Genomic DNA, 22,895 nt, shown 5'->3' with positions numbered 1-22,895 from the left:
CGTCTCAAGGTCGATGCCCGCCGCCAGATGGCCGAGAGACGGCCCGGACCCGCCGTCTCGCCGCCTGGTTGATCGCGGCGCACTCCACGTACGTACTACGCGTCACTCGCCCATCGCCACACGAAGGACTCCACCACCATGCGTATCGGCATCGATGTCGGTGGGACCAACACCGACGCCGTCCTCCTCGGGTACGACGACCGAGTGCTCGCGGCCACCAAGTCACCGACCACCCCCGACATCACCTCCGGCGTCACCGCGGCGGTCCAGGGCCTTGCACCACCCGTCGAATCCGTCACCGCGGTGATGATCGGCACCACGCACTTCCTCAACGCGCTCGTCGAGGGCGCCCGGCTCACTCCCGTGGCCGCCGTGCGTCTCGGCCTGCCCGCCACCGCCGCCCTGCCGCCCATGGCTGACTGGCCCGCGCGGCAGCGGGCGGCCGTCGGCGGGCACGGCTATCTCTGCCACGGCGGAAGGGAGTTCGACGGGCGGCCGCTGTCGCCGCTCGACCCGGACGAGCTGAGGCGGACGGCCGCCGACATCGCCGCGCGCGGTCTCACCTCCGTCGCCGTGTCGTCGGTCTTCTCGCCGGTCGCGGAGGCTGACGAGTGGCGCGCCGCCGAGATTCTGCGGGAGGAGCTCGGCGAGGGCGTGCACTTCTCGCTCTCGCACGACCTCGGCCGGGTCGGGCTGCTCGCGCGGGAGAACGCCACGATCATCAACGCGTCGCTGCGGGACCTGGCCTCGGTCATCGTCGAGTCGTTCGGCAAGGCGCTGGCCGAGATGTCGGTCACGGCGCCGTTCTTTCTGTCGCAGAACGACGGAACGCTGATGGATGTCGACGTCGCGCGCGCGTACCCCGTCGCGACGTTCGCTTCGGGGCCGACCAATTCGATGCGGGGCGCGGCGCTGCTCTCCGGGCTCGGGGACTGCGCGGTCGTCGACGTGGGCGGCACGACGGCCGACATCGGCGTACTGAGCGGGGGCTTTCCGCGCGAGGCCGCGGGGGATAGCGAGGCCGCGGGGATCCGCACCAACTTCCGTATCCCTGACGTCCTTTCGCTCGGCATCGGCGGAGGGTCCTTGGTGTCGCGCGACGGTGAGACGGGGCCTCGGTCGGTGGGCTACCTCCTCACGGAGGAGGCGCTCGTGTTCGGCGGCACGCGGCTCACGGCGACGGATCTCGCGGTGGCGGCGGGGCGCGCGGACATCGGGGACCGCTCCCATGTCGCCCATCTGGGGCGCGAGTTCACCGTGCGCGCGCTTGGCCGCGTCGCCGAGCGGCTCGCCGAAGGCGTCGACCGGATGCGGACCTCGGCGGCGGTGCTGCCCGTGGTCGCCGTGGGAGGCGGTTCCATCCTCGTGCCCGAGGTGCTGCCCGGCTTCACCGATGTGCGCAGGCCGGGCCACTTCGACGTGGCCAACGCGGTGGGTGCGGCGATCGCGCAGGTCGGCGGCGAGGTCGACCGGGTCTTCCGGGTTCCCGACGGACACCGGGACGCGGTGCTCGCCGGGGCCCGCGAGGAGGCCGTCGGGCGTGCGCTGGACGCGGGGGCGCGGCCCGGCAGCGTACGCGTCGTCGACATCGAGGAGGTGCCGCTCGCCTATCTGCCCGGCGGTGCGACGCGCATCCGCGTCAAGGCCGTGGGCGATCTGGACCTGCGGCGCCTCGGCGAGGCCACCGCGTCCGGCTCCGAGGTGATGTCCCGTGCGTGAGATCACCCTCGACAACCTCGACGACATCGCCCGGGGCGCCGGGATCCTCGGCGCGGGGGGCGGCGGCGACCCCTACATCGGCAAACTGCTCGCCCGTGAGGCGATCCGCGCGCACGGTCCGGTGCGGGTCGCCCACATCGGCGAGGTCGACGCCGACGCGACCGTGGTCCCCATCTCCGGGATGGGCGCGCCCACCGTCCTCCTGGAGCGTGTGCCCAACGGGCGGGAGTGCCTGGCCGCGCTGCGCGCCCTGGAGCGACACCTCGGGCGCAGGGCCACGCACCTCACGCCGCTGGAGGTCGGCGGGGTCAACTCGATGCTGCCGATCGCGTGCGCCGCGCAGGCCGGGCTTCCCCTCGTGGACGGGGACGCCATGGGTCGGGCGTTCCCCGAGGCACAGATGGTGCTGCCCGGCCTCGCCGGGATCAGCAACTCGCCGATGGCGCTTGCCGACGACAAGGGCAACACCGTCATCGTCGACGCCGTCGACAACCACGCCGCCGAGCGGATCGCCCGCGCGGTGTGTGTGGAGCTCGGCTGCCAGATCAGTTGCGCGGACACGGTGCTGCGTGGCGATCAGCTGGCCGACGGTCTGGTCCCGGCGACGCTGACGCTGGCGGGGCGGCTCGGCGCGGTGGTACGGGAGGCGCGCGCCGCGCACGGCGATCCGGTGGCGGCGGCGCGGTCGCTGCTGGACGGCGTCCCCCTCCTGACGGGCAAGGTGGCCGACGTGATCCGTCGCACGGAGGGCGGCTTCGCGCGCGGTCACGCCCGCGTCGACGGGACGCGGGATGACGCGGGCCGGGTGCTCGAACTCGGCTTCCAGAACGAGCACTTGCTCGCCACGCGCGACGGGGCGACGGTGGCGACCACCCCCGACCTGATCTGTGTCCTGGACAGCGAGACCGGTGACCCGGTGACTACGGAGTCCCTGCGCTACGGCCAGCGCGTGAGCATCATCGCCGCCCGCTGCGACCCACGCTGGATCACTCCGGCAGGCCTCGCACTGACCGGCCCCCGCTGCTTCGGGTACGAGGTGGACTACCTGCCCTTCGACTCGGGCTCAGCGTGATGAGCCGCCGCGTGTGCCTCTCCACCGCGTCGCGGGAGTGGAGGAGCGGGAAGGAGCCGTCGGCGGCCCAGTTCGCGAACAGGTCGTCGTAGTGCGGGCTGCCGGGAACGCCGGACTGCCCCGGCGCGTTCATCGCCACGGACTCGTCCCACGAACCGACGTCCACGACGATCCGGAAGGTGGCCCCCGCGGTCTGCCGGAACCGGGGCCCGTAGGCGGCGGCTCCCACGGCGTCCCCGCTGCCGCCGCGCGGGGCGGGCCCCACGGAGGCCCACTCCGGGGCGGGTCCGTCGAGCAGGGCGGCGACCGGGTGGTGCGGGTGGGCGTGGTGCAGGGCGCCCCAGGACCAGGCGCCCGGGTCGGCCCCCAGAAGCCCGGCGACCTCGTCGACAGCCGCCGAGAGCGTGCCGAGCAGCAGCGCGGGGTCCGGGTCCCCCTCCAGAAGCTCCAGATCGACGCGGGCGTCCGCCGCGGCGTCCTCGACGGGAAGAACCCGCGCCAGAGCCCGCTCCCGCTGCTCCTCACCCACGACCCCGTCGAGGGCCCGCGCCAGAAGGGCGGGCCGCAGATGCCGCCGGTACCAGACCTCGAAGAGGGCGGCGGCAGGTGAATCGGCGGTGATGCGGGCGTCCCAGTCACGGAGGAGGGAGAGGGCAGCGCTCAGACCGGGGGCGGGCCCACCCGCCGTGGTGGCGTGGGCGTCGTCGACCGGCGTCGCTTGGGCGGATGCGCCATCGCCGGGCACGCCGCCCCCGATCGCGCCATCGCCAGGCACGACATCCCCCAGTTCCGCGAGCAGCCTCTGCACCCTTCGGGCCGGCAGGCTCACGTAGTCCGTCTGGAGTCGTACGCAGTCCTCCACCGTCCAGGCCGCGTGCGCGTTCAGTTCCTCTGTGATCCGGTCGTGGCGGGTCGGCGCGTACCAGTCGTACGTCACCGTCTTCTCCGCGTTCGGGTACGCGGGCGGCAGGTTCAGTTGGTTGGCCGTGGCGAACCAGCCCTGGGCCGGGTCGCGGACCGAGGGCAGTTCCTCGACGTCCAGGAAGCCGTCCCATTCGTAGCGGCCATCGCCCGGCACCGGAAGTGTGCCGTCCCAGCCGGGGCGGACGGGGACACGTCCGGCGGGGCGCCAGCCGATCGTGCCGTCGGGGGACGCGTAGACCTGGTTCTCGCCGGGCGCTCCCCAGCGGGCCATCGCCGCAACGAACGCGTCGGGGCTCGCCGCCCGCATGTAGTCCATGCTGCCCAGGTACGGGGCCATGCCGGGGCCCAGCCAGGCCGCGCGGACCGCGAACGCGGCGTTCCGCTCGGGGAGTTCGCGGATGACCGGGCCGTGGCGGGTGAACCACAGGTCCGCCTGGACCGGGTCCGCGTCACGCACCGGGATCGATTCCGCGACGTGCGTCATCGGCTCCCAGCGGTCCTCGTACCAGTACTCGTACGGGTTCGCCGGGTTCGTGCGGTAGACGTACAGGTCCTCCTGGTCGATCGGGAAGATCGTCAGGCCGAAGGCGACGTGGCCGTTGTGGCCGATGGAGATGCCGGGCAGGGCCGGTTCGCCCGCTCCGATGGCGTCGATGCCCGGCGCCGAGAGATGCGCGAGGTAGCGCAGCGCGGGCAGGGCGATCCCGCGGTGCGGGTCGTTGGCCAGGAGGGGGCGGCCGGTTGCCGTACGGGACGGGGCGATGACCCAGTTGTTGGAGCCGTCCAGGCCCTGGCGGGGCGCCGCGTCCGCCGCCCACGGGGGCGTGGTGGCCATCTCGTACACGCGCAGGACGTCGGACGGGATGACGGACAGGTCGAGGCCTTCGGGGACGCGCAGCCGGTGCGGCGCGGGCTCGCGCCGGCGGCGCAGATCCTCCGCCTCGGGGCCGTGATCGCGCAGGGTGAGGGCTCGGGCGACCTCGTCGCGGAGGTTGTACTGCAGGCCGTGGCTGCGGACGCGGGCCACGTCGGAAGGCTGCCAGTACGCCGGTTCGTATGCCAGAAGGGCGAACTCCGGCGGGAGTTGCGTCGCGTCCGCGCGGCACAGCGATACGTAGGCGTTGATGCCGTTGACGAAGGCCGTCGTCACCCGCTCCGTGTCGTCGCCGTACGCGCGCCACTCCTCGGCCATGTCGCCGCGGTAGAGGAACAGCCGAGCCGCGCGGTCGTGTTCGGCGTACCGCTCCCCCAACACCTCGGCGAGCAGGCCGAGTCCGCGTCGCCGCCACAGGTCGAGCTGGAAGAGGCGGTCGCGGGCGGCGTTGAAGCCCTGGGCCAGGAAGAGGTCGTCCTGGGACGCCGCGTACAGGTGCGGGACGCCCCACTGGTCGATCCGGATCTCCACGGGTTCCTGGAGGCCCGGCACATCGAAGCTGTCTCTGTCCGTCATCGGGGCTCCTTCGCGGTGGCTCGCGCCGAACTACCGTCCGTTACCGCCGGGTTGGCCGCGGGCACCGCGGCCGGTCCCGGGCCCGGCGCGATCCGGACGACGGCGAGCAGCACGACGAGGTTGGCCGCGAGGGCGATGATGCCACCGTTCACACCGTGGTACGGGTCGTTGTCGGTGGCCCACAGCGCGGTCATCACGACGAGCCCGGTGAGCATCCCGGCGACGGCGGCCCGCGCGGTCAACCGCCGCCAGAACAAGGCGAGGAGCACGACAGGCACCAGCTGCGCGAGGCCCTCGTACGACAGGACGGAGAGCTCCACGAGGGTGTTGGGGTAGAAGAGGCTGCCCGCGAGGGCGATCAGACCCGCGACGACGCAGACCAGTTGGGAGAGCCGCTTGGCCCGCATGTCGTTCGCGTCGCCGGACGCACCCGGCGCGCGGCGGCGCGCCCGCGGGTCGGCGCCGTTGCCGCCGCCGAGGACCGTGCGGCCCCACAACGTGCCGATGGAGAGCATGAAGACGCTCATCGGCACGATCGCCGAGAGCGCGCCCGCCACGCCGATGAGCGCGACGACGGGCGAGGGCAGTGAATCGGTGACGAGGCTGAAGAGCGCCAGGTCGGGATTGCCCAGGGTGGGCATCACGAACAGGGCCGTGGCACCGACCACCATCGGGACGAACAGGAGCAGTTGGTACCAGGGCAGGAGCAGTGCGTTGCGGCGCAGCGCGTTCGGGCTCTTCGCGCTGAGGTAGCCGGCGACAGTGGTCGGGAAGATGGTGATCGTCACGGCGTTGAGCACCACGGTGCTCAGGAACCACATGGCGTTGCGCCCTCCGGACTCGTGCCCGGGGAAGGTCAGCCACTCGGGCTTCTCGGTCACCATGCGCTGCATGAAGTCGCCGAAACCGCCGAGATAGTGCATCGGGATGTACACGGCGAGGAACACGACGGCGACGATCACCAGCATGTCCTTGAGCGCGCTCACCCACGCCGAGCCGCGCAGACCGGACACGAGGATGAACACCTCCGCCACGACGAAGGAGATGACGGCGGCGACCTTCAGATCGACACTGCCGTACGTCATCGCGTTCACGACGACGCCCATGCCCTGAATCTGTACCTGGATGTAGGGGACGATGAAGACCGTCGCGACGACGGCGACGAGAATCCCCACCGGCCGTGAGCGGAACCGGAATTCGGCGATGTCCGCGATGGAGATGAGGCCGTGCCGGGACGCGTACGTCCACAGGGCGGGGCCGACGACGTACGCGACGGCGAAACCGACGGTCAGATAGGCGACCAGGTAGAGGATCGGCGCGCCGAAGGAGTACGACCAGCCCGCGGTGCCGAGGAACGAGAAGCTCGTGTACGTCTCGCCGGCCATGAGCAGCCAGATGAACAGGACACCGAGCCCGCGGCTGGAGACGGACCACTCGGCGAGGCCCTTGGACCGGCCGCGGGCGCTCCAGACGCCGATCAGGATGGTCGCGACCATGGCGAGCCCGAAGATGGTGGTGGCGACGGCCGCTGAGCCGTTCATCGGCGGCCTCCTTCGGTGGCGGGGGCTGCGAGACCGTCGGCGAAGTCGTCGGCCGGGATGGGCTCCACGGCGTTCGCGCGGTACGCCGGGTCGAGCCGGGCGGCGAGCCAGATGACCAGAGGGCTGATCACCGTGGCGGCGATGACCCAGGCCAGGAGGAAGGGGATACCGAGGACGCGCGGCTCGATGCGGTTGGCCACGAACGGGGCGGAGCCGTAGAGGACCACGGGGACGAGGAGCAGCCAGAGGGAGGGCCGGGCCACGCCGCGGAGGGTGGGGAGGCCGTCCAGGGGCGAGGCCGCGGGGTCGGGCGGACCCTGCTCGCCGCCGGCTTCGGCTGTGGGGGGCATGCGGAGGCTCCTTGGGGAGGTGCGAAATCGGAGGGGCGAAATCGGAGGGCGGGGCGAGTCACACCGTGGGGTCGTAACGCCCGTCGACCGCGGTCCAGCCGCCGTCGACGCTCAGTACGGTGCCGGTGACGAAGGTGGACGCGTCCGACACGAGATAGGCGACGGCGCCCGCGAGTTCGTCGGCGCGGGCCCACCGCTTGAGCGCGGAGGCCTGGGCGTAGGCATCGAACCATGCGGGGTCTGCGGCGATCTGATCGGTGAGCGGAGTACGGACGACGCCGGGCGCGACAGCGTTGAACCGCACGCCCCGCGGCCCCCATTCCGCGGCCGCGGTCCGCAGCAATTGGATCAGCCCCGCCTTGGACGCGGCATACGGCCCCTGCCCCGGCTCCACCTGGAAGGCCCGCATCGAGGCGAACCCCACCACGCTCCCCCGGCCACGCTCGGCCATGCCGGGGGCGACGGCCTGGATGAGCGTGAGGTAGGAGCGCAGGTTCAACGCGATGACGCGGTCGAACTCCTCGAGGCTGTAGTCGGCGAGGCGCTTGCGCACGTTGGCCCCGACGGTGACCACGAGCCCGTCGAGCGGCTCCCACGCGGCGACGGCGGCACGGACGGCGTCGGGGTCGAGGACGTCCAGGGGGTGGGTTGCGGCGGTGCCGGGGGCGGGGGCCTCGCCGGGGGCGGGGGCGGCACTGACGCCGGGCGCCGCCGGGGCGTCCGGCGACAGTGCGTCGGCCCCCGTACGGTCCGACGCGCCGGGCCGCGCAGGGTCAGCGGGCCCCGTGGCCGCCGGACCACCGGACACCGCGGTGCCGGGAGCACCCTCGCCGCGCCCTCCCCCGCTCACCGCGAGCGCGGCAGTCTCCGCCGCCCCCTCCGCGTCCCGGTCGGCGACGATGACGTGCGCGCCCTGGGCGACCAGCGCGCGGGCGGCCTCGCGGCCGATGCCGCTCGCGCCGCCCACGACCGCGACGCGGCGGCCGTCGAGCCGGAACAGGTTGCCGTAGTCCATGGTGATGCTGCCTCTCTTGGCGGGGGCCGGGTCCGGGGGTCAGGGTCGAGGTCGGTTGTCGTGGGTTGTCTGCTGAGGGGCGGGCTGCGGGCCGGGGCGAGCTGGGCCCAGGCGCTCGGCAGGGTGGCGGCTCCGCCCGGCCCGCAGGCGCGAGGGAGACCGCCGCACAGCGGCACAGCGGCCCGGTCCTCGCCTAGGGCCTCACGACCGCCATCCGCGTCACCGTCAGCTCCTCGATCGCGAACCTGGGGCCCTCGCGGCCGATGCCCGAGTCCTTGACGCCGCCGTACGGGGCGACGTCGCTGCGGTAGCCGGGGACTTCGTTGACCACGACGCCGCCGACCTCAAGACGGTCCACGGCCTCCAGCGCCGCCCGCAGGCCCCGGGTGAAGACGGCCGCGTGCAGGCCGTAGCGGCTCGCGTTGACGAGGTCGTACGCGGCGTCCAGGTCCGGCACGGTGCGCAGGCAGACGACCGGGCCGAAGATCTCCTCGTCCCAGGCGGGTTCGCCGTCGGGGACCTCCGCGAGCAGGGTCGGGGCAACGCACCGGCCGCCCGCGTCGCGCACTCCCCCGGCCACGAGCCGCGCGCCCGCCGCCCGCGCCCGTCCGATCCAGTCCAGCACCCGCTCCGTAGCCGCCCCGTCGATGAGCGCCGAGACGCGGGTCCCGGGGTCCCGCGGGTCGCCGACCACCACGTCCGGCAGCCGCTCCGCGAGCCGCTTCTCGAACGCCTCCGCGACCGCGGCCACGGCGATGACCCGCTGTACGGAGATGCAGGCCTGCCCCGAGGCGTAGAACCCGCCCCGCACCACCGCGTCGGCCGCCGCGTCGAGATCGGCGTCCGCGGCCACGACGAGCGCCGCGTTGGAGCCGAGTTCGAGGACCACCTTGCGGGGCGCCGCGTCCCGCGCGATGCGGTGGCCGACGGCCGCCGACCCGGTGAACGAGACCGCGGCGACCTCCGGGTGCGTGGTGAGTGTACGGCCGACCTCCGCGTCCCCCGTGACGAGTTGCACCGCTCCGGCGGGCGCACCGGCTGCCGTGAGCTGTTCCCGTACGAGATGGACGAGCCGCAGGGTGGCCAGCGGTGTCGCCGGTGCGGGCTTGACGATCACCGGGCAGCCCGCGGCGAGCGCCGGTGCGATCTTGTGGGAGGCGAGTAGGACCGGGTAGTTGAAGCCCGCGATGCCGACCACGACGCCGACGGGCTTGCGCGTCCAGAAGCCGAAGAGACCCTCCCCGGACGGCTGGAGGTCCAGCGGCACGGTCTCGCCGTGCAGATGGGCCACCTCGTCGGCGGCGGACTGCCAGGTCGCCACGGACCGCCGCATCTCGACCTCGCAGTCGACCCGCGGCTTCCCGGTCTCCAGGACGAGAAGGTCCACCAGTTCCGGCACCGCGTCGGCCAGCGCCGCCGCGACTCCCGCGAGGACCTGCCGCCGCGTACCGGCGGTCAGCCTGCCGACCCCCGCCCGCAACGCCGCGGCATGTTCGACGGCCCGTACCGCGAGGTCTTCGTCGCCGATCGGCGCCGTGCCGATCTCGCTGCCGTCGTACGGAAAGCGGACGGGCCCACTGGCGGGCGCGGCCACCCAGCCGTCTCCGACGGGCAGCCCTGCGGGGCACGTCTCGGGGCGGGTCATCGCGCACCTCCGGTCGCGCCGTTCAGGAAGGAGCGCGCCGCCGCGGCGTACACGCGGGTGTACTCGACGATCTCGCGTACCTCGACGAACTCGTCCTTCTGGTGCGCGATCCACTTCCCGCCGGGTCCGTAGACGACGGTCGGCAGACCGGCGTCGCGGGTGAGGATGGTCCCGTCCGTGGTGCCGGGCACGGCCCCGAACGGCGGTGGGCTGCCGTGCACTTGGCGGTGACCGTCGACGAGCGCGGTGACCACGGGGTGGTCCTCGGGGATCTCGATGGCGGGCCGGTCGTCGACCACGGTGAGGCCGACGCCGACCCCCACGGTCCCGGCCGCCTCGACGGCGAACTCCCTTATTCTTCCGATGAGTTCGGTGTGATCGGTGCCGGGGATCGTGCGTACGTCGATGCCGACGAGCCCGTGCGCGGGGATGACGTTGAGCTGGTCCGGGTCCCCGCCGTGCAGGACGGTCGGCGTGACCGTCACGCTCCCGGCGTGCGGGTGGGTGCCGTACCGCTCCTGGGCCCAGTCCTGCACGCGGGCGAGCGCCTCGACGATGCGGGCCCCCGCGACGATCGGGCTCCTGGCTTCCTGCGGCATGGCGCCGTGGGCCATCACCCCGTCGAGATCGAGCCTGAGCCGGATGCCGCCGCGGGCTGAGGTGCACACCTCGTACCCCTCCGGCTCGCAGACGATGACCCCGTCCACCTCACGCGCGAGCGGGGTCGCGGCGAACGCCTTCGCGCCGAGCATCAGCCCTTCCTCGTCGCACAGCACGCCGAGGACGACGCGGCCCGGGAAGGGTCCGGAGAGTTGCAGGGCACGCACCGCGTAGATCATCGCCGCGACACCGGACTTCATGTCGGCGGAGCCGCGCCCCCAGAGCCTGCCGTCCCGGATCTCCGCGCCGTAGGGATCGACGCTCCAGTCCGCCGGGTCCCCCTCCGTGACGACGTCGATGTGCCCCTCGAACATCAGGGTCGGTCCTTCGCCGCCCCCGCCCTCGATGACGGCGACGGTGTTGGGCCGCCCCGGCGCGACCTCCACCACGTCGTACTCCCAGCCGAACTCGGTGAAGAGGCGGGCGACGAGTTCGGCCGCGGGCCGCTCCACGTCGGTGGCTCCGGCCGCGTTGACGGTACGCAGCCGGACCAGATCCTGGGTGAAGGCGACGACGGCGGTGGGGTCGATGTCAGGGACGGGGCCGGGGACGGACGTGCTCGATCCGGTGGGCCCCGGACCGGCGTGGCTTGAGCTGGTGTGACTTGAGCTGGTGTGCATGGAACCTCCAAGTCGGTCGGCCAAGAGGCCAGTCGACTGGTCAGACCAGTTGAATTCCCGTACTCTGCCTGCACGTTCAGGGCCGGGTCAACCACCAGATCTTGGTTTTCCCGCGCCGACACCGCGTACCAGCTGCGTATCAGCCGCGCATCAGATACGCACCGTGGAGGGGGGGCGGGCCGATGGCCGCCGATGACACCGACCTGTTCCGGCCGGTCACACCGGTCCGCGCCTATCAGCGGGTGGCCGAGCAGATCGAGGAGCGCATCCTCAGCGGTGATCTGCCGCCCGGCTCCCGTCTGCCCGCCGAGCGGGAGCTGGTCAACCGCTTCGGCGTGGGCCGGTCCACGGTCCGCGAGGCACTGCGGGTCCTGCAGTCGGCGGGCCTGATCCGCTCCCGGCCCGGCGACCCGCTGGGCGCCGAGGTCCTCGGCGTCTCCCCCGACAACCTCAGCCAGGCTCTGGGCCGCTTGACCCGCTCCAGCGTGGCGACGCTCGGCGAACTGGTCCAGTTCCGCATGGTGTTGGACGCGGAGAGCAACCGCCTGGCGGCGCGTCTGCACGGCGAGGACGACCTCGCCCGGATGCGGGAGCAGATCACCCGCATGGAGTCCCTCAGCCGGGGCGGCCCGGCGTCCCTGCACGCGTTCAGCGAGGCGGACGCGCTCTTCCATCGCGCGATCGCCGAGGCGAGCGGCAATTCCCTCCTGGGCCTGTGCGCGCGTGCCGTGCACGAGGCGGTGGTGGAGGTCATCGAGAAGAAGATCGCGGGCGTCGCGGACACGGCGGCCTGGATGGAGCGTTCCATAGCCCATCACCGCGAGGTCCTGACGGCGATCGCAGCGGGCGACGCCCCACTCGCCGCCCGCCTGGGCCGGACGGCACTGCACGAGTACTACGCGGAGCATGTGGAGCCCGAGGCAAGGGAGTTGCTGGCGGCGTCGATGGAGGACCACTGACGAAGCCTGGACTCACCCCCGGCTCAACCCCGGAAGCCGGGTGAGAGACCGAGCCGCCCCTCCAGCTGACCCAGCAAATCCCCGAGCAGCGCGCTGAGTTGACTCTGCCCGTCCTCGTCGAGCCCTGCGAGGACGACGGTCTCGTAGGCGAGCTGATCGGGCAGGATCGAGTCGACCAGGTCACGGCCCGCGTCGGTCAGGCCGACGTGCGAGACACGGCGGTCACGGGTGTCGGCGCGCCGGTCGACCAGGCCGCGCTCCTGGAGCTGCTTGAGGCGCTTGGTGACGGCGGCACCCGACGAGAAGGTCTCGCGGGCCAGTTCACCGGGGGTCAGTTCATGCCCGGTGCGGCGCAGCGCGCCGAGGAGGTCGAACTCGGGCCGGGTCAGACCGACGCGGCGCAGCGGGGCGTCCTCGGCCTGTTGCAGGAGGGCAGCACAACGGTTGATGCGACCGATGACTTCCATGGGCCCGGTATCAATATCCGGCCGCACAGCCTGCCACTGCCGCACGACAGCGGCGACGGTGTCACGGGGCGCGCGCGGGGCGACGCCTGCCGCACCGGGGGCGGCGCCACCCGACGCGGAGGGAGCACCACCCGACGCGGGCGCGGCACCACCTTCCGCAGCCGCGGCACGCCCCGGCACGGAGTCGGCGCTGCCCGATGCAGGCCCGGCACCACCCGCCGCGGAGGCGCCGCTGCCGGACGCGGAGAGGGCGCTACCCGACGCGGAGAGGGCGCTGCTCGTCGTGGGCGTGGCGCCACCCGACGCGGGCGCGGTGCTGCCCGTGGCAGCGGCGGGACCACCCGTTGCAGGACCGGCGCTGCCCGAGACGCGACTGCCCGACGCAGGGCCGGTACCGCCCGACGCATAGGCGCCACCGCCCGGCGCAGGACCAGCACCACCCGACCCAGCGACGCCACCGCCCGACGCACGACCCGCACCGCCCGACGCGGAGTCGGCGCTGCCCGGCGCCCAGGCATCGCCGCGCGGCGCCGGGGCGGGGCCGTCCGTGCCGCCATCTCCCGTACGGGCCGCGGCTTCTCCCGCCGTGGCCCGTTCGCTTCCGTTCCTCATGCGCCCCTGTCCTCGTGTCGCCCGGATCGTCACACCCGTACGCGCTCGCCGTGCTCCATGCCGCGTACCGTCGCCGCGAGCGTACGGTGTCCTGCCTGCTCGGCGGCCAGCACCCGTTGCTCCGGCAGGGCGCGCTGCCACCATTCGCCCGCCGCCGCGTCATGGGTGGCGCGCAGGTCGACCAGCGCGGCGGTCAGGTCGCGGCGCGCCGGGCGCAGGTTGGCGGGGGTGGTCGTCAGGGCCTGCTCGGCGCGGGCGCGGGCCCGGTCCGTGGCGTCGATGGCCAGTTCGATGTGGTCGGCGGCGCGCCGGTTGGTGACGGCGATCGCCGCGACGATGCCGAGCAGCGCACCGACGAACGTGTCCACGACCCGGTCGAGTATCAGTTCCCCTGGCTGCTGGAACCGTGCGAACTCGGTGACGAGCAGCGCCATCGGCGTGACGCACACACTGCCGAGCCAGTAGTTGCGGCCCATCAGCGCCTCCGCCCCGAAGGCGAGCGCCAGGCAGCAGACGATCAGCGCGGCCTGGCTGAGGTGGGCCAGTGGGGCGATCGCGGCGAAGGCGAGCACCCCGACGAGGTTGCCGACCACGCGCTGCACTCCCCTGTTCCAGGTGAGCGTGACGTTGGCCTGGTAGAGGGACGCCGCCGTGACCAGCGCCCAGTAGGGGCGGCCGACGCCGAGGGCCAGCGACGCGTACCCCGCGAGCGCGCAGCCGACGGCCGTGCGCAGCGCGATGGGCAGCAGCGGCGATCCGGGGCCCAGGCGCCGCCAGAGAGAGGGAGCCGACGCCAACTCGGCTTCCACTCCGAGGAGTTCGTCCTCCTCTTCGGGGCGTACGCCGCCGACGCGGGGCACAGCGCCCGTGCCGCGCAGTCCCGCCGCCCAGGCGCGCAGCTGGGCGGGGTCCGCCGCCGATGGTGCCGCCAGTGCCTCCTCGGCGCGGATGACCAGGCGCTCCAGGGCCCGCCGCGCCGCCGTGCGGGCACCGGCGGAGAGCAGGGACTGCCACGCCGCGTGGACGGCCGCTGCCGCCGCCGGCCGGGCGCGCTCACGGCCGGGGCCCGCTGCCTCTGCGTACGCGGCCGCCGCTCGCAGGGCCCGCGCGGTGGCCCGGCGCTCGGGGCCGTGCGGGCGCACCAGCGCGGGGGCCATGCCGACCAGCCAGGCCACGGCGCCCGCGCCGAGCGTCAGGGCGAGGTGACCGGGGACCTGTCCGATGGCCTGCGGCGCGAACAGCGTGGCGGAGCTGATGAACGTGAAGATGAGGTGGCCGGGCGGGCCGATGCGGGTCGCGTCGCAGAGCGTCTTCTGCGCGGCGGCGAGCAGCGCCCCGACCGCGACGAGCACCGCCGCCGACGTGGTGAGCGAGGCGGCGACCATGGTGATGCCGACGCCAGCGAGCATGCCGAGGACGACACCGGCGAGGGCGCGGGCCCGCGCTGCGTAGGGGAGGTTGTGGGTGTAGAGGGCGCAGAACGATCCGGCCATCGTGTACATGGCGAGGTCAAGGCGGCCGATCGCGAGGAGCGTCAGATTCGGTATCGCGGTGGCGACGACCACGCTGGACGCGGGCTTGAACCAGATGTCGGACGGTTGCCCCGGGCGCAGCACACCGGCGAGCGGGAGTCGTCGGACACGGGAGGGGCTGGAGGGGCTGGAGGTGGTGGAAGGGCTGGGGGAAGGTGGCGGCGTACTGCTCACCGGTGCACTGCTCATACCTAGAACATTAGCAAGTGTTTTACTCGGAAATGATTCACATGGGGAACCACCTCCCGCTCCCCCCGCGCTCCCCACGTACACCCGTGCGCTCGCGTACGACGCCCCGTGCGAGGGCATCGACCCGACGACACGACACCGTCGATACCGTCGATCGGGGAGGTGTGCGGTGCACGGACCGGCGCAGGCCGGCTGGCTGCTCGTGGCGCTGTGCGCGGCGACCGGGTCCTACTGCCTGCTGCGGATGCGCAGCAGGATCGAGGCACAGCGCCGGACGGCCGGCGGAGAGGCGCTCATGGGGTTCGGGATGGCGTTGATGGCCCTGCCCGCCGCCGTTCCGGCTCCGCCACGGTGGGCCTGGCTGGGATATGCGGCCGTCTTCGGCGCGGCGGCGCTCCACGCGCTCTGGGCCGTCCGCCGGAACCGGCACCACCGCCACCACCTGCATCACCTACATCACCTGGTCGGCGCCTGCGCCATGGTCTACATGGCGGTGGCCATGGCCGCGACACCCACCGCGCACGCGGGCCACGGCGTCGGGGGCACTCCGGCGCTCACCGGTGCCCTGTTGCTGTACTTCGCGGGATACGTGCTGTGGTCGGGGGCCCGCCTACTGCCCGTACCGACGCTCGCGGTGGCGGAGGGGGGCGGCGGCGGGACGGTCACGGGGTGGGCCGACCTCACCGAACTGGCGATGGCGTGCAGACTGTCCATGGGGATCGCCATGATCGCGATGCTGCTGACGCTGTAGAACACCACGGCAGAGGACGCGAGGCCTTGGAGGGCCGGGCCGTAAGGGGCGATATCCCGCGATCGGCCGTGGCGTGCGTCACTTGAGGCGATAGGCCATACCCTCCGACAGCGCCGCCCTCATAGTCTTGACACATGTTGCTCCCCGTTGCGCTGTTGCTGCTGGGCGCCCTCACCGCCGTCGTCGCCCCGCGCCTCCTCGCACGCGCCGACTGGCCGGAGCGCGAACCGGTGGTCGCGCTGTGGGCGTGGCAGTGCGTCGTGGCGGGTGTGCTCATGTGCTGTGCCCTGTCGATGACGCTGAGCGCCGCCGCCGCGTGGCAGGCCGTACGCGGCCACGTCTTCGCGCCCGCGCCGCACGACGTGGTCGACGCCTACGCGCTCGGGGCGGGCGGCTACTGGGCGCCCGCGACCGCCGTGGCGCTGGCCCTTGGCGGCGTGTGGACCGCCGCGATGCTGACCCGGGAGATCGCCCGGGCTCGGGCGAGGCGCCGCAAGGGGCGTGCCGAACTCCTCCTGCGCGCACCGCTGTTGCCCGGCGAGGAGCCCGGCGCCGACCGTCTCGTCGTCCTGGAGGGTGAGCGCCCCGACGCCTGGTGGCTGCCGGGGGCCGCGCCCCAACTGGTCATCACCACCGCAGCGTTGCGGCGCCTGAAGGGCCGTCAGCTGGATGCCGTGCTCGCCCATGAGCAGGGGCACGCGCAGGCGCGGCACGACTGGCTCCTGCACTGCTCGGGCGCGCTGGCCACGGGGTTCCCGCAGGTGCCGGTCTTCGCCGCGTTCCGGGACGAGATGCACCGCCTGGTCGAGCTGGCCGCCGACGATGTGGCTTCGCGGCGCTTCGGGCGCCTGACGATCGCCCTCGCGCTGGTCGAGCTGAACGAAGACCGGGGCGTGTTCGGACCCTGCCCCACCCCGCAGGCTCATGTGCCGCAGCGGGTGCACCGGTTGCTGTCCGCGCGGCCCCGTCTCACCGCGGGGCGGCGGCTGCGGCTGACGGCTGCCGCGGCGCTGGTGCCGGTGGTCCCGCTCCTGGTGACGTTCGTGCCGGGGCTGCGCGCGCTGGGGTAGTGGCCTGCCGCCGGAGGCCGCGGCTGCCGGGGCTCACCCCGCGGGACCACGCCCCGGGATGGCCTCCGGCGCCGCCCGTCGGCGAGGATCTCCCTATGCACCCCGCCGCACCCCTCGACTCGCCGCCCGGTCCGCCCCGTCCGCGCAGGCCCCGCGCCCCGCTCGTCGCCGCGCTCCTGTGCGTCCCCTCGCTCCTGCTGATCCTCCTGGTCGAGCTGGAATGGGGACCACTTGGCACCCTTGACGGAGACATCGCGCGCACCATGCACCGCTGGGCCGTCGCGCACGACGGCGTCACCCAGGCAAGCCGCATCCTGACCGACTGGGTGTGGGATCCGTGGACGATGCGCGCGCTGGTCTCCGTGGCCGTGGTGTGGCTCGCCTTCCGCGGGGCGTACGGGCTGGCCCTGTGGCTCGCGGTCACTTGCGTGGTGGGCACCGTGGTGCAACAGGGCCTCAAAGCGGCGGTCGACAAGCCGCGCCCGCGGTGGCCGGACCCGGTGGACTCCGCGCACTACGCGGCGTTCCCCTCGGGCCACGCCATGACGGCGATGGTCGTCTGCGGGCTGCTCCTGTGGCTGCTGCGCGTGTACGGCGTCGGGCCCGCCGTATGGCGCACGAGCGTAACGATCGCCGTGGTCTCCGTCGTCGGGGTCGGCGTGACCCGAGTCTGGAACGGCGTGCACTGGCCGTCGGACGTCGTAGGCGGCTGGCTCCTGGGCGCCCTGATGGTCACCCTGGCAATCGCCACATACGCATACCGCCCGACCCCCCGCCCAACGGACCCCACGTAACAAGCCCACTCCCAGCCGACGGGCCGCGGCGCACAGCCCCTGAGACACCGTCACCGGCCGTGGTCGGCGACGACCGGCACGCGGACGGCGGCGCCGCCGCGATCGGCTGCGCCGTCCGCTTCGTGGACCATCTGCCCGTGGACCAGCGGCCGGCCGGGCTGCGCCCCGTCCTCGGCCTCGTCGACCGGGGCTGAGAGAGTGAGAGGCTGAGATGTCAGGCGTTGCCTGGCCGTTTTCCGCACGTGCCCCCGTGGTCGCAGTACGGCTGGTTCCCGCTCGCGCCGCAGCCGCACAGCATCACGCGCGTCTCGCGCATCTCCCGCCCAGCCCCGCCGTCCCCCGCCGCCCTAATCCGCAGGTCACCGCGGATCACGAGCGTGCCGTCAGCCCGCCGCTCGACCGTCGTGGGGGCGGTCGGCCTCTCCGTCGCCCCCGCCGCCGTCTCGTACTGCAGCGCCCCGGACGGGCAGCGGCGCACCACGTCGGCCACCTCGTCCGCCGGTGCCGCGTCGGGGGAGATCCAGGGGCGGCGCCCGGTGTCGAAGACCCTGGGCAGCCCGCGTACGCACTCCGCGGCGTGCAGACAGCGCCGACCGTCGAACGTGACGGTGATGTGCTCTCCTCGGTACGGCTTGGCCCGCTCGGCGCCCATGCGGCTCCTCGGCCTACGCCCGGGGCGCGGCACGGCTCATGACCGGTAGCCCTCGACCTCGGCGGCAGGCCGCACCCGTGCCTCGTCAGGGTTCTCGCCGAACTCCGCCTTCGCGCGCCGCTGGCGCAGCAGGTCCCAGCACTGGTCGAGTTCACGCTCGATCACGCCGAGCCTCGCACGCTCCGTCGCCTCGTCGATCGCTCCCGACGCCAGGGAGTCCCGCAGCGTCCGCTCGTCGTCGACCATCGACGCGATCCGGGACAGAATCTGCTCTTGATCCATCTCAGTACGCCTCCTCGGCCCCCCGGCCCACTGTAAGGAGGGTTCGGCCGATCGGCACCTGTGAGCAGGCAACACTCCCCCGCGGTGTTGCCTGCCCCAGGCCGCACCGGACCACGATGAGACGACCACTGAGGGCCTGGGTCCGAGACACGCTGAGTATACTGGCTCCCAGCCAGTCAACGCAGGAGTTACAGGATGTCCCCGCGTAGCCCGTCGGTCAATGAAGAGTTGCGAAGGCGTTCCAGGGAACGGCTCCTGCAAGCCACCGTCGACCTGGTGAGCGAGCGCGGCTACGAGGCGACGACACTCGGCGACATCGCGGACCGCGCGGGCTCGGCCCGCGGCCTGGTGTCGTACTACTTCCCCGGCAAACGTCAGCTCCTGCAGTCGGCGGTGCACCGGCTGATGCACCGCACGCTGGAGGCCGCGCTCGAACAGGAGCCGCGGTCGACGGACGGCGATGAGCTCCTGGCCCGTGCCATCGACGCGATCCTGGGCCTGGCCAGGGACCAGCCCGTCCTCATGCGCACGCACATGGCGGGGATCCTCCAGGCGGACGGGTTCGTGCGCTGCCCTGAGCAGCAGCACCTCGCAGAACTGCTCCGCGACACCGTCGTACGCCATGGGTCGCCCGACGTGGACACCGACTATCCGCTGCTGCGCGCCCTGCTGATGGGCGCGGTCTTCGCGGTGCTGCTTCCGGGGGCTCCGATGCCGCTGTGCGCGCTGCGTGCCGAGCTGTTCCAGCGGTACGGGCTCGCCTGGGAGCTCGGAGTCCCGCCGGGCGAGGAACCGCCCGGCGGGACACATGCGCGAGTCGCCGATCAGGCCGCGCAGGAGACGCGGTCCGCCAAGCGGTCCGCTGAGAAGTCCACTCAGTCGAAGTAGTCCGGCTGGGTCTGGACGTTGAGCTCACGGACGCGGACACGCTCGGCGGGATCCGTCCGCTTGTCGTCGATCTTCAGGACGTCGAAGCCCTTGGCGATGTCGTTCGAGTAGACATAGCCGTTGTAGTAGTACGCCGACCAGGACCCGCCGGTCTGGATCGCGTCGGTGCTCAGGGGACCGCGCTCGAAGTAGCCGATCTCCTTCGGCTTCGAGGAGTTGGTGAAGTCCCAGACCGAGACGCCGCCCTGGTACCAGGCCTGGACCATCAGGTCCTTGCCCTTGACCGGGATCAGCGAGCCGTTGTGGGCCACGCAGTTCTCGGTCGCGGCCTGGTGGCGCGGGATCTTGTAGTAGCTCTTGAAGACGAGCTTGCGCTTGTCACCCTTGCCTGTGACGTCGTAGATGCCGTTGGCGCCGCGCTCCGGGCCGGTGGCCTCGTCGCAGGTGGCGGCGCCGCCGCCGCCCAGCTCGTCGGTAAAGACGATCTTGTCGGCCCTCTGGTTGAAGGTCGCCGAGTGCCAGAACGCGAAGTTCTTGTTGTCCTGGACCTGGTCGATGACCTTGGGCTTCTCGGGGTTCTTGATGGAGAAGAGGATCCCGTCGCCCATGCAGGCGCCAGCGGCCAAGTCCTTGGAGGGCAGCACGGTGATGTCGTGGCAGCCGGTGGTCTTGGAGACACCCGGGTTGGTGGGCCCGCCCGGGTTCCCGCCGCCGTCGGGGCCTTCACCCGGGAAGAGGACGGGGAAGTCGACGACCGCGGCCTTCTGCGGGGCCTTGCGGGGCACCTTGATGATCGAGATGCCGTCGTGCGGCGGCTGGCAGTCCGGGAACGTCGCGCTCGGGGAGTACGAGGAGACGTACACGTACACGTTCCGCTTCTCCGGCACCAGGGTGTGCGTGTGCGAGCCGCAGGCGGTCTCGACGGCGGAGACGTACTTCGGGTTCGACTTGTCGCTGATGTCGAAGACCTTCATGCCCTCCCACGAGGACTTCTCCGTCGCGGGCTGCGAGGTGCTGCTACAGGAGTTGTCGCTGCGCGAGGAGTCGGTGGAGAGGAAGAGCAGGTTCCCGGAGACGGAGATGTCGTTCTGCGAGCCCGGGCACAGGACTTGGGAGACGGTCCGCGGCTTCTTCGGGTTGCTGATGTCGAAGATGCGGAAGCCGTCGTAGTTGCCCGCGAAGGCGTACTTCCCCTGGAACGCGAGGTCGGAGTTGGTGCCCGGCAGCGCGTCCTTGGGGATGTTGGCGAGGTGCTTGATGTTGTCCGAGTGCACGATCTCGTCGGGCGCGGGTATCTCCCCGCTCTTGATGGCCGCCTTCGCATCGGCGGCATCGCTCTTCGAAACGCTCTTGGGTGCGGCCGGCGAGTCGCCCGGATCGGGCGTCGCTCCGGCGGGCGCCGCACTGAACAGTGCGGCAATCAGACCGAGCGCGGCCGCGCCGACACCGAAGCGTCTGCGCCGTGTTCGGGGGTTGTTCAGGGTCACTGCGTCCTCCCTAGTCGCCGTTCGTAATTGAACGGTTCACGGACACCCCGCAGTATCGTGCTCATCATGCACAGATCAACAGGTGGCAACACATCTGTAATGAAAGTTTTTGATCAATACCGCGCGTAAGCGTGCTAGGACGGTCCCCAACTCCCCCGCGCGCCACAGGAGGCAGCCGTGCACCACCGCCGTACGCCCGCCGTCACCGTGTTCCTCACGGCCGCCGCTCTGGCGCTCGGCGCCTGCGACTCAGGAGGCTCCGACGCCGGTTCACAGCCGGACAAGAAGGCCGCGCCCGGTCCTTCGGTGATCGCTCCCGGCAAACCGGGCGAGAGCGCCGCGACGATGTCCGCCGAGGACGCGGCCAAGCAGAGAACCGACGACAACACCCCCAACTCCGCGGACTTCAGCTACACCCAGATGATGATCACGCACCACGGCCAGGCGCTCACGATGACCGAACTCGCCCCGAAGCGCGCCGAGTCCACGCAGGTCAAGCGCCTCGCCGACCGCATCTCGGCCGCGCAGCGCCCCGAAATCGGCGCGATGAAGGGCTGGTTGAAGAGCAACGGCGGCGCGAAGAAGCAGCCAGGTCACGACCACGGGACGATGCCGGGCATGGCCACCGAGGGGCAGCTGAAGCAGCTGCGCGCCGCGAAGGGGAAGACGTTCGACGAGCTCTTCCTGAAGCTGATGATCACGCACCACAACGGCGCGGTCACGATGGCCACTGATGTGCTCTCCGACGGCAACAACATCCAGGTCGAGGAGATGGCCAACGACGTCATCGCGCAGCAGACGACGGAGATCAGCCGGATGCGCAAGATGTGAGGCACCGGGCGTTACGGCGCGGGGCATCGGGGCGCGGACCGTGCGGCGCCGGGCGTTGCGGCGCCGGGCGTCAGCCGCCGGTCCGCGCGGCGTCCCGCTCGTCGTGCGGCTCGTGGTCCCGTCGCGGCAGCAGCAGCGGGGTGGCGAGGATGAGGACGCCGGCGATCCCGACCGCGGTACGCGGTCCTGTGACTCCGGCCAGCAGGCCCCACAGTGCGGTCATGGCCGCGATGGAGAGCTTGCTGGTGACCGACCACGCGGACAGGGTGCGGGCGACGCGGTCCGCCGGGGTGTGGTCGAGGCGGTAGGTGGCGAACACCGGGTTGAACACGCCCGAGCAGGTGATCAGGCCGAACTCGACGACGATGACGAGTACGAGCCCTGCGACACCGGGGCCGACGAAGGCGAGGCCGATGAGCCAGCACGCCCGCAGCGTCCCTGCGGTGAGCAGGACCCGGTGCCGCCCGAACCGCTCGACGAGCGGCCGGGCGAGCCGCGAGCCGATCAGGCCGCCGACGCAGGGCACGGCGAACGCCAGGCCGTACTGCCAGGGCGCGAAGCCGAGCTCGCCGACCATCAGGACGATCAGGAGGGGTGAAGTCGCCATGATCAGGCCGTTGTTCAGCACGGTGTTGAAGAACAGCGGGCGCAGCGCGGGGCCCGCGAGGATGTAGCGCCACCCGTCGAGCAGATCGCCCGCCCGGAAGCGGGGCGCCGGCCCGGTGCGCACGGGGTGCGGCTCCTTGCCGCCGATCGCGCGGACCCCCAGGGCCGAGAGCAGATAGCTGACCGCGTCGGCCAGCACCGTGATCACCGGACCGAAGAGCCCGATCACGGCCCCGCCCAGCGGCGGCCCGAGCATCAGAGCGGTCCAACTCGTGGACTCCAGGCGGCCGTTGGCGACGATCAAGTCCTCCTTTCGTACGAGCGCCTTGAGGCACGCACCGCTCGCCGCGCTGAAGGCGATGTCGGCCGCGCCGACCACGATCGCCACAGCCAGGAGGTGGCCGAAGCCCAGCAGACCGAGCGCGTACGCGGCGGGGACGCTGAGCAGCGCCGCGCACCGGGCGAGGTCCATCGCGATCATCACCGACCGCTTGCGGCGGAACTCCACCCACGGCCCGAGCGGCACCGCCACCACCGCGCCCACCGCGAACCCGGCCGCCGCGAGAACCGACACCTCCGTCGGACCGGCGTCCAGGGCCAGGATCGCGATCAGGGGGAACGCGTCGAACGCGAGCCGCGTGCCGAACACACTGACCGTGTAGGCCGCCCACAGCCATCCGAACTGCCGCCCGAGGGACCGCCTGGCCGCCATACCCCGTGCCACCCCTTGCCGCGCGCTCGAACACACTCACTTTGACCTGCGGCATCCAAACCGGCGA

The 22,895-nt window shown here is 72.4% G+C and carries 20 protein-coding genes and 1 pseudogene; 9 read left to right on the top strand and 12 right to left on the bottom strand.

Annotation, left to right across the window (positions count from 1 at the left end; all coding sequences use genetic code 11):
- Positions 1-138 precede the first annotated feature (138 nt).
- Together ACWGI2_RS21970 and ACWGI2_RS21965 are read left to right on the top strand one after the other, a co-directional pair.
- Complete coding sequence (locus ACWGI2_RS21970) at positions 139-1,719, top strand: hydantoinase/oxoprolinase N-terminal domain-containing protein (RefSeq protein ID WP_453697059.1); 1,581 nt, start codon at positions 139-141, stop codon at positions 1,717-1,719.
- A complete protein-coding gene (locus tag ACWGI2_RS21965; protein ID WP_453697057.1) occupies positions 1,712-2,791 on the top strand; it encodes a DUF917 domain-containing protein in 1,080 nt (359 codons plus the stop codon). Before ACWGI2_RS21970 ends, ACWGI2_RS21965 begins: the two co-directional genes overlap by 8 nt.
- On the opposite strand, the gene ACWGI2_RS21960 is transcribed toward ACWGI2_RS21965, so the two are convergent.
- The 6 genes from ACWGI2_RS21960 to ACWGI2_RS21935 form a co-directional block, all read right to left on the bottom strand.
- The gene (locus tag ACWGI2_RS21960) at positions 2,706-5,165 is read right to left on the bottom strand and encodes a penicillin acylase family protein (RefSeq protein WP_453697056.1); all 2,460 of its coding nucleotides are present in this window, start codon (positions 5,163-5,165) and stop codon (positions 2,706-2,708) included. The genes ACWGI2_RS21965 and ACWGI2_RS21960 overlap by 86 nt on opposite strands.
- On the bottom strand, positions 5,162-6,706 hold the full coding sequence (locus ACWGI2_RS21955) for a sodium:solute symporter family protein (protein WP_453697054.1): 1,545 nt from the start codon (positions 6,704-6,706) through the stop codon (positions 5,162-5,164). Before ACWGI2_RS21955 ends, ACWGI2_RS21960 begins: the two co-directional genes overlap by 4 nt.
- Complete coding sequence (locus ACWGI2_RS21950) at positions 6,703-7,056, bottom strand: DUF3311 domain-containing protein (RefSeq protein WP_453697052.1); 354 nt, start codon at positions 7,054-7,056, stop codon at positions 6,703-6,705. The genes ACWGI2_RS21955 and ACWGI2_RS21950 overlap by 4 nt, the downstream gene beginning before the upstream one ends.
- A gap of 58 nt (positions 7,057-7,114) precedes the next feature.
- Complete coding sequence (locus ACWGI2_RS21945) at positions 7,115-8,071, bottom strand: SDR family NAD(P)-dependent oxidoreductase (protein WP_453697050.1); 957 nt, start codon at positions 8,069-8,071, stop codon at positions 7,115-7,117.
- A gap of 193 nt (positions 8,072-8,264) precedes the next feature.
- Positions 8,265-9,716, bottom strand: a complete 1,452-nt coding sequence (locus ACWGI2_RS21940; RefSeq protein ID WP_453697049.1) for an aldehyde dehydrogenase family protein — start codon at positions 9,714-9,716, stop codon at positions 8,265-8,267.
- Positions 9,713-10,996 (bottom strand): M20 family metallopeptidase, encoded by a 1,284-nt coding sequence (locus ACWGI2_RS21935; RefSeq protein ID WP_453697048.1) that lies wholly within the window; start codon positions 10,994-10,996, stop codon positions 9,713-9,715. The genes ACWGI2_RS21940 and ACWGI2_RS21935 overlap by 4 nt, the downstream gene beginning before the upstream one ends.
- Positions 10,997-11,178: 182 nt before the next feature.
- On the opposite strand from ACWGI2_RS21935, the gene ACWGI2_RS21930 reads away from it, so the two are divergent.
- Positions 11,179-11,955 carry a FadR/GntR family transcriptional regulator gene (locus ACWGI2_RS21930; RefSeq protein ID WP_453697046.1) on the top strand — a complete coding sequence of 259 codons (777 nt, stop codon included), beginning with the start codon at positions 11,179-11,181 and terminating at the stop codon, positions 11,953-11,955.
- A gap of 23 nt (positions 11,956-11,978) precedes the next feature.
- Here ACWGI2_RS21930 and ACWGI2_RS21925 read toward each other — a convergent pair whose 3' ends face one another.
- Positions 11,979-12,602 (bottom strand): MarR family winged helix-turn-helix transcriptional regulator, encoded by a 624-nt coding sequence (locus ACWGI2_RS21925; RefSeq protein WP_453400035.1) that lies wholly within the window; start codon positions 12,600-12,602, stop codon positions 11,979-11,981.
- 461 nt (positions 12,603-13,063) lie between these two features.
- Positions 13,064-14,755, bottom strand: a complete 1,692-nt coding sequence (locus ACWGI2_RS21920) for an FUSC family protein (RefSeq protein ID WP_453697044.1) — start codon at positions 14,753-14,755, stop codon at positions 13,064-13,066.
- A gap of 169 nt (positions 14,756-14,924) precedes the next feature.
- Here ACWGI2_RS21920 and ACWGI2_RS21915 point away from each other — a divergent pair, with 169 nt between their 5' ends.
- From ACWGI2_RS21915 to ACWGI2_RS21900, 4 genes and pseudogenes are all read left to right on the top strand, one after another.
- Positions 14,925-15,506 carry a DUF5134 domain-containing protein gene (locus tag ACWGI2_RS21915; protein WP_453697043.1) on the top strand — a complete coding sequence of 194 codons (582 nt, stop codon included), beginning with the start codon at positions 14,925-14,927 and terminating at the stop codon, positions 15,504-15,506.
- Positions 15,507-15,640: 134 nt separating this feature from the next.
- Positions 15,641-16,576, top strand: coding sequence for a M56 family metallopeptidase (locus ACWGI2_RS21910; RefSeq protein WP_160503479.1), 936 nt, complete (start codon positions 15,641-15,643; stop codon positions 16,574-16,576).
- A gap of 95 nt (positions 16,577-16,671) precedes the next feature.
- Positions 16,672-17,370 (top strand): phosphatase PAP2 family protein, encoded by a 699-nt coding sequence (locus ACWGI2_RS21905; RefSeq protein ID WP_453399818.1) that lies wholly within the window; start codon positions 16,672-16,674, stop codon positions 17,368-17,370.
- A 59-nt stretch (positions 17,371-17,429) separates the two neighbouring features.
- A pseudogene (locus tag ACWGI2_RS21900) lies at positions 17,430-17,564 on the top strand (hydrolase); the annotation flags it as partial.
- Positions 17,565-17,584: 20 nt separating this feature from the next.
- On the opposite strand, the gene ACWGI2_RS21895 reads toward ACWGI2_RS21900, so the two are convergent.
- Both ACWGI2_RS21895 and ACWGI2_RS21890 read right to left on the bottom strand, forming a co-directional pair.
- A complete protein-coding gene (locus tag ACWGI2_RS21895; protein WP_453399819.1) occupies positions 17,585-18,022 on the bottom strand; it encodes a (4Fe-4S)-binding protein in 438 nt (145 codons plus the stop codon).
- Positions 18,023-18,058: 36 nt separating this feature from the next.
- On the bottom strand, positions 18,059-18,304 hold the full coding sequence (locus ACWGI2_RS21890; RefSeq protein ID WP_160503481.1) for a DUF2630 family protein: 246 nt from the start codon (positions 18,302-18,304) through the stop codon (positions 18,059-18,061).
- A 195-nt stretch (positions 18,305-18,499) separates the two neighbouring features.
- Here ACWGI2_RS21890 and ACWGI2_RS21885 point away from each other — a divergent pair, with 195 nt between their 5' ends.
- Entirely contained in the window at positions 18,500-19,192 is a 693-nt protein-coding gene (locus tag ACWGI2_RS21885) for a TetR/AcrR family transcriptional regulator (RefSeq protein ID WP_453399820.1), read from the top strand.
- On the opposite strand, the gene ACWGI2_RS21880 is transcribed toward ACWGI2_RS21885, so the two are convergent.
- On the bottom strand, positions 19,180-20,679 hold the full coding sequence (locus ACWGI2_RS21880; RefSeq protein WP_453399821.1) for an LVIVD repeat-containing protein: 1,500 nt from the start codon (positions 20,677-20,679) through the stop codon (positions 19,180-19,182). The genes ACWGI2_RS21885 and ACWGI2_RS21880 overlap by 13 nt on opposite strands.
- A 177-nt stretch (positions 20,680-20,856) precedes the next feature.
- Here ACWGI2_RS21880 and ACWGI2_RS21875 point away from each other — a divergent pair, with 177 nt between their 5' ends.
- On the top strand, positions 20,857-21,510 hold the full coding sequence (locus tag ACWGI2_RS21875) for a DUF305 domain-containing protein (protein ID WP_453697042.1): 654 nt from the start codon (positions 20,857-20,859) through the stop codon (positions 21,508-21,510).
- 70 nt (positions 21,511-21,580) lie between these two features.
- On the opposite strand, the gene ACWGI2_RS21870 is transcribed toward ACWGI2_RS21875, so the two are convergent.
- Positions 21,581-22,828 (bottom strand): MFS transporter, encoded by a 1,248-nt coding sequence (locus tag ACWGI2_RS21870; RefSeq protein WP_453697040.1) that lies wholly within the window; start codon positions 22,826-22,828, stop codon positions 21,581-21,583.
- Between the last annotated feature and the right edge of the window lie 67 nt (positions 22,829-22,895).

Source organism: Streptomyces sp. NPDC054866, assembly GCF_053610745.1.
This window is presented reverse-complemented; position numbering and strand designations above follow the sequence as displayed.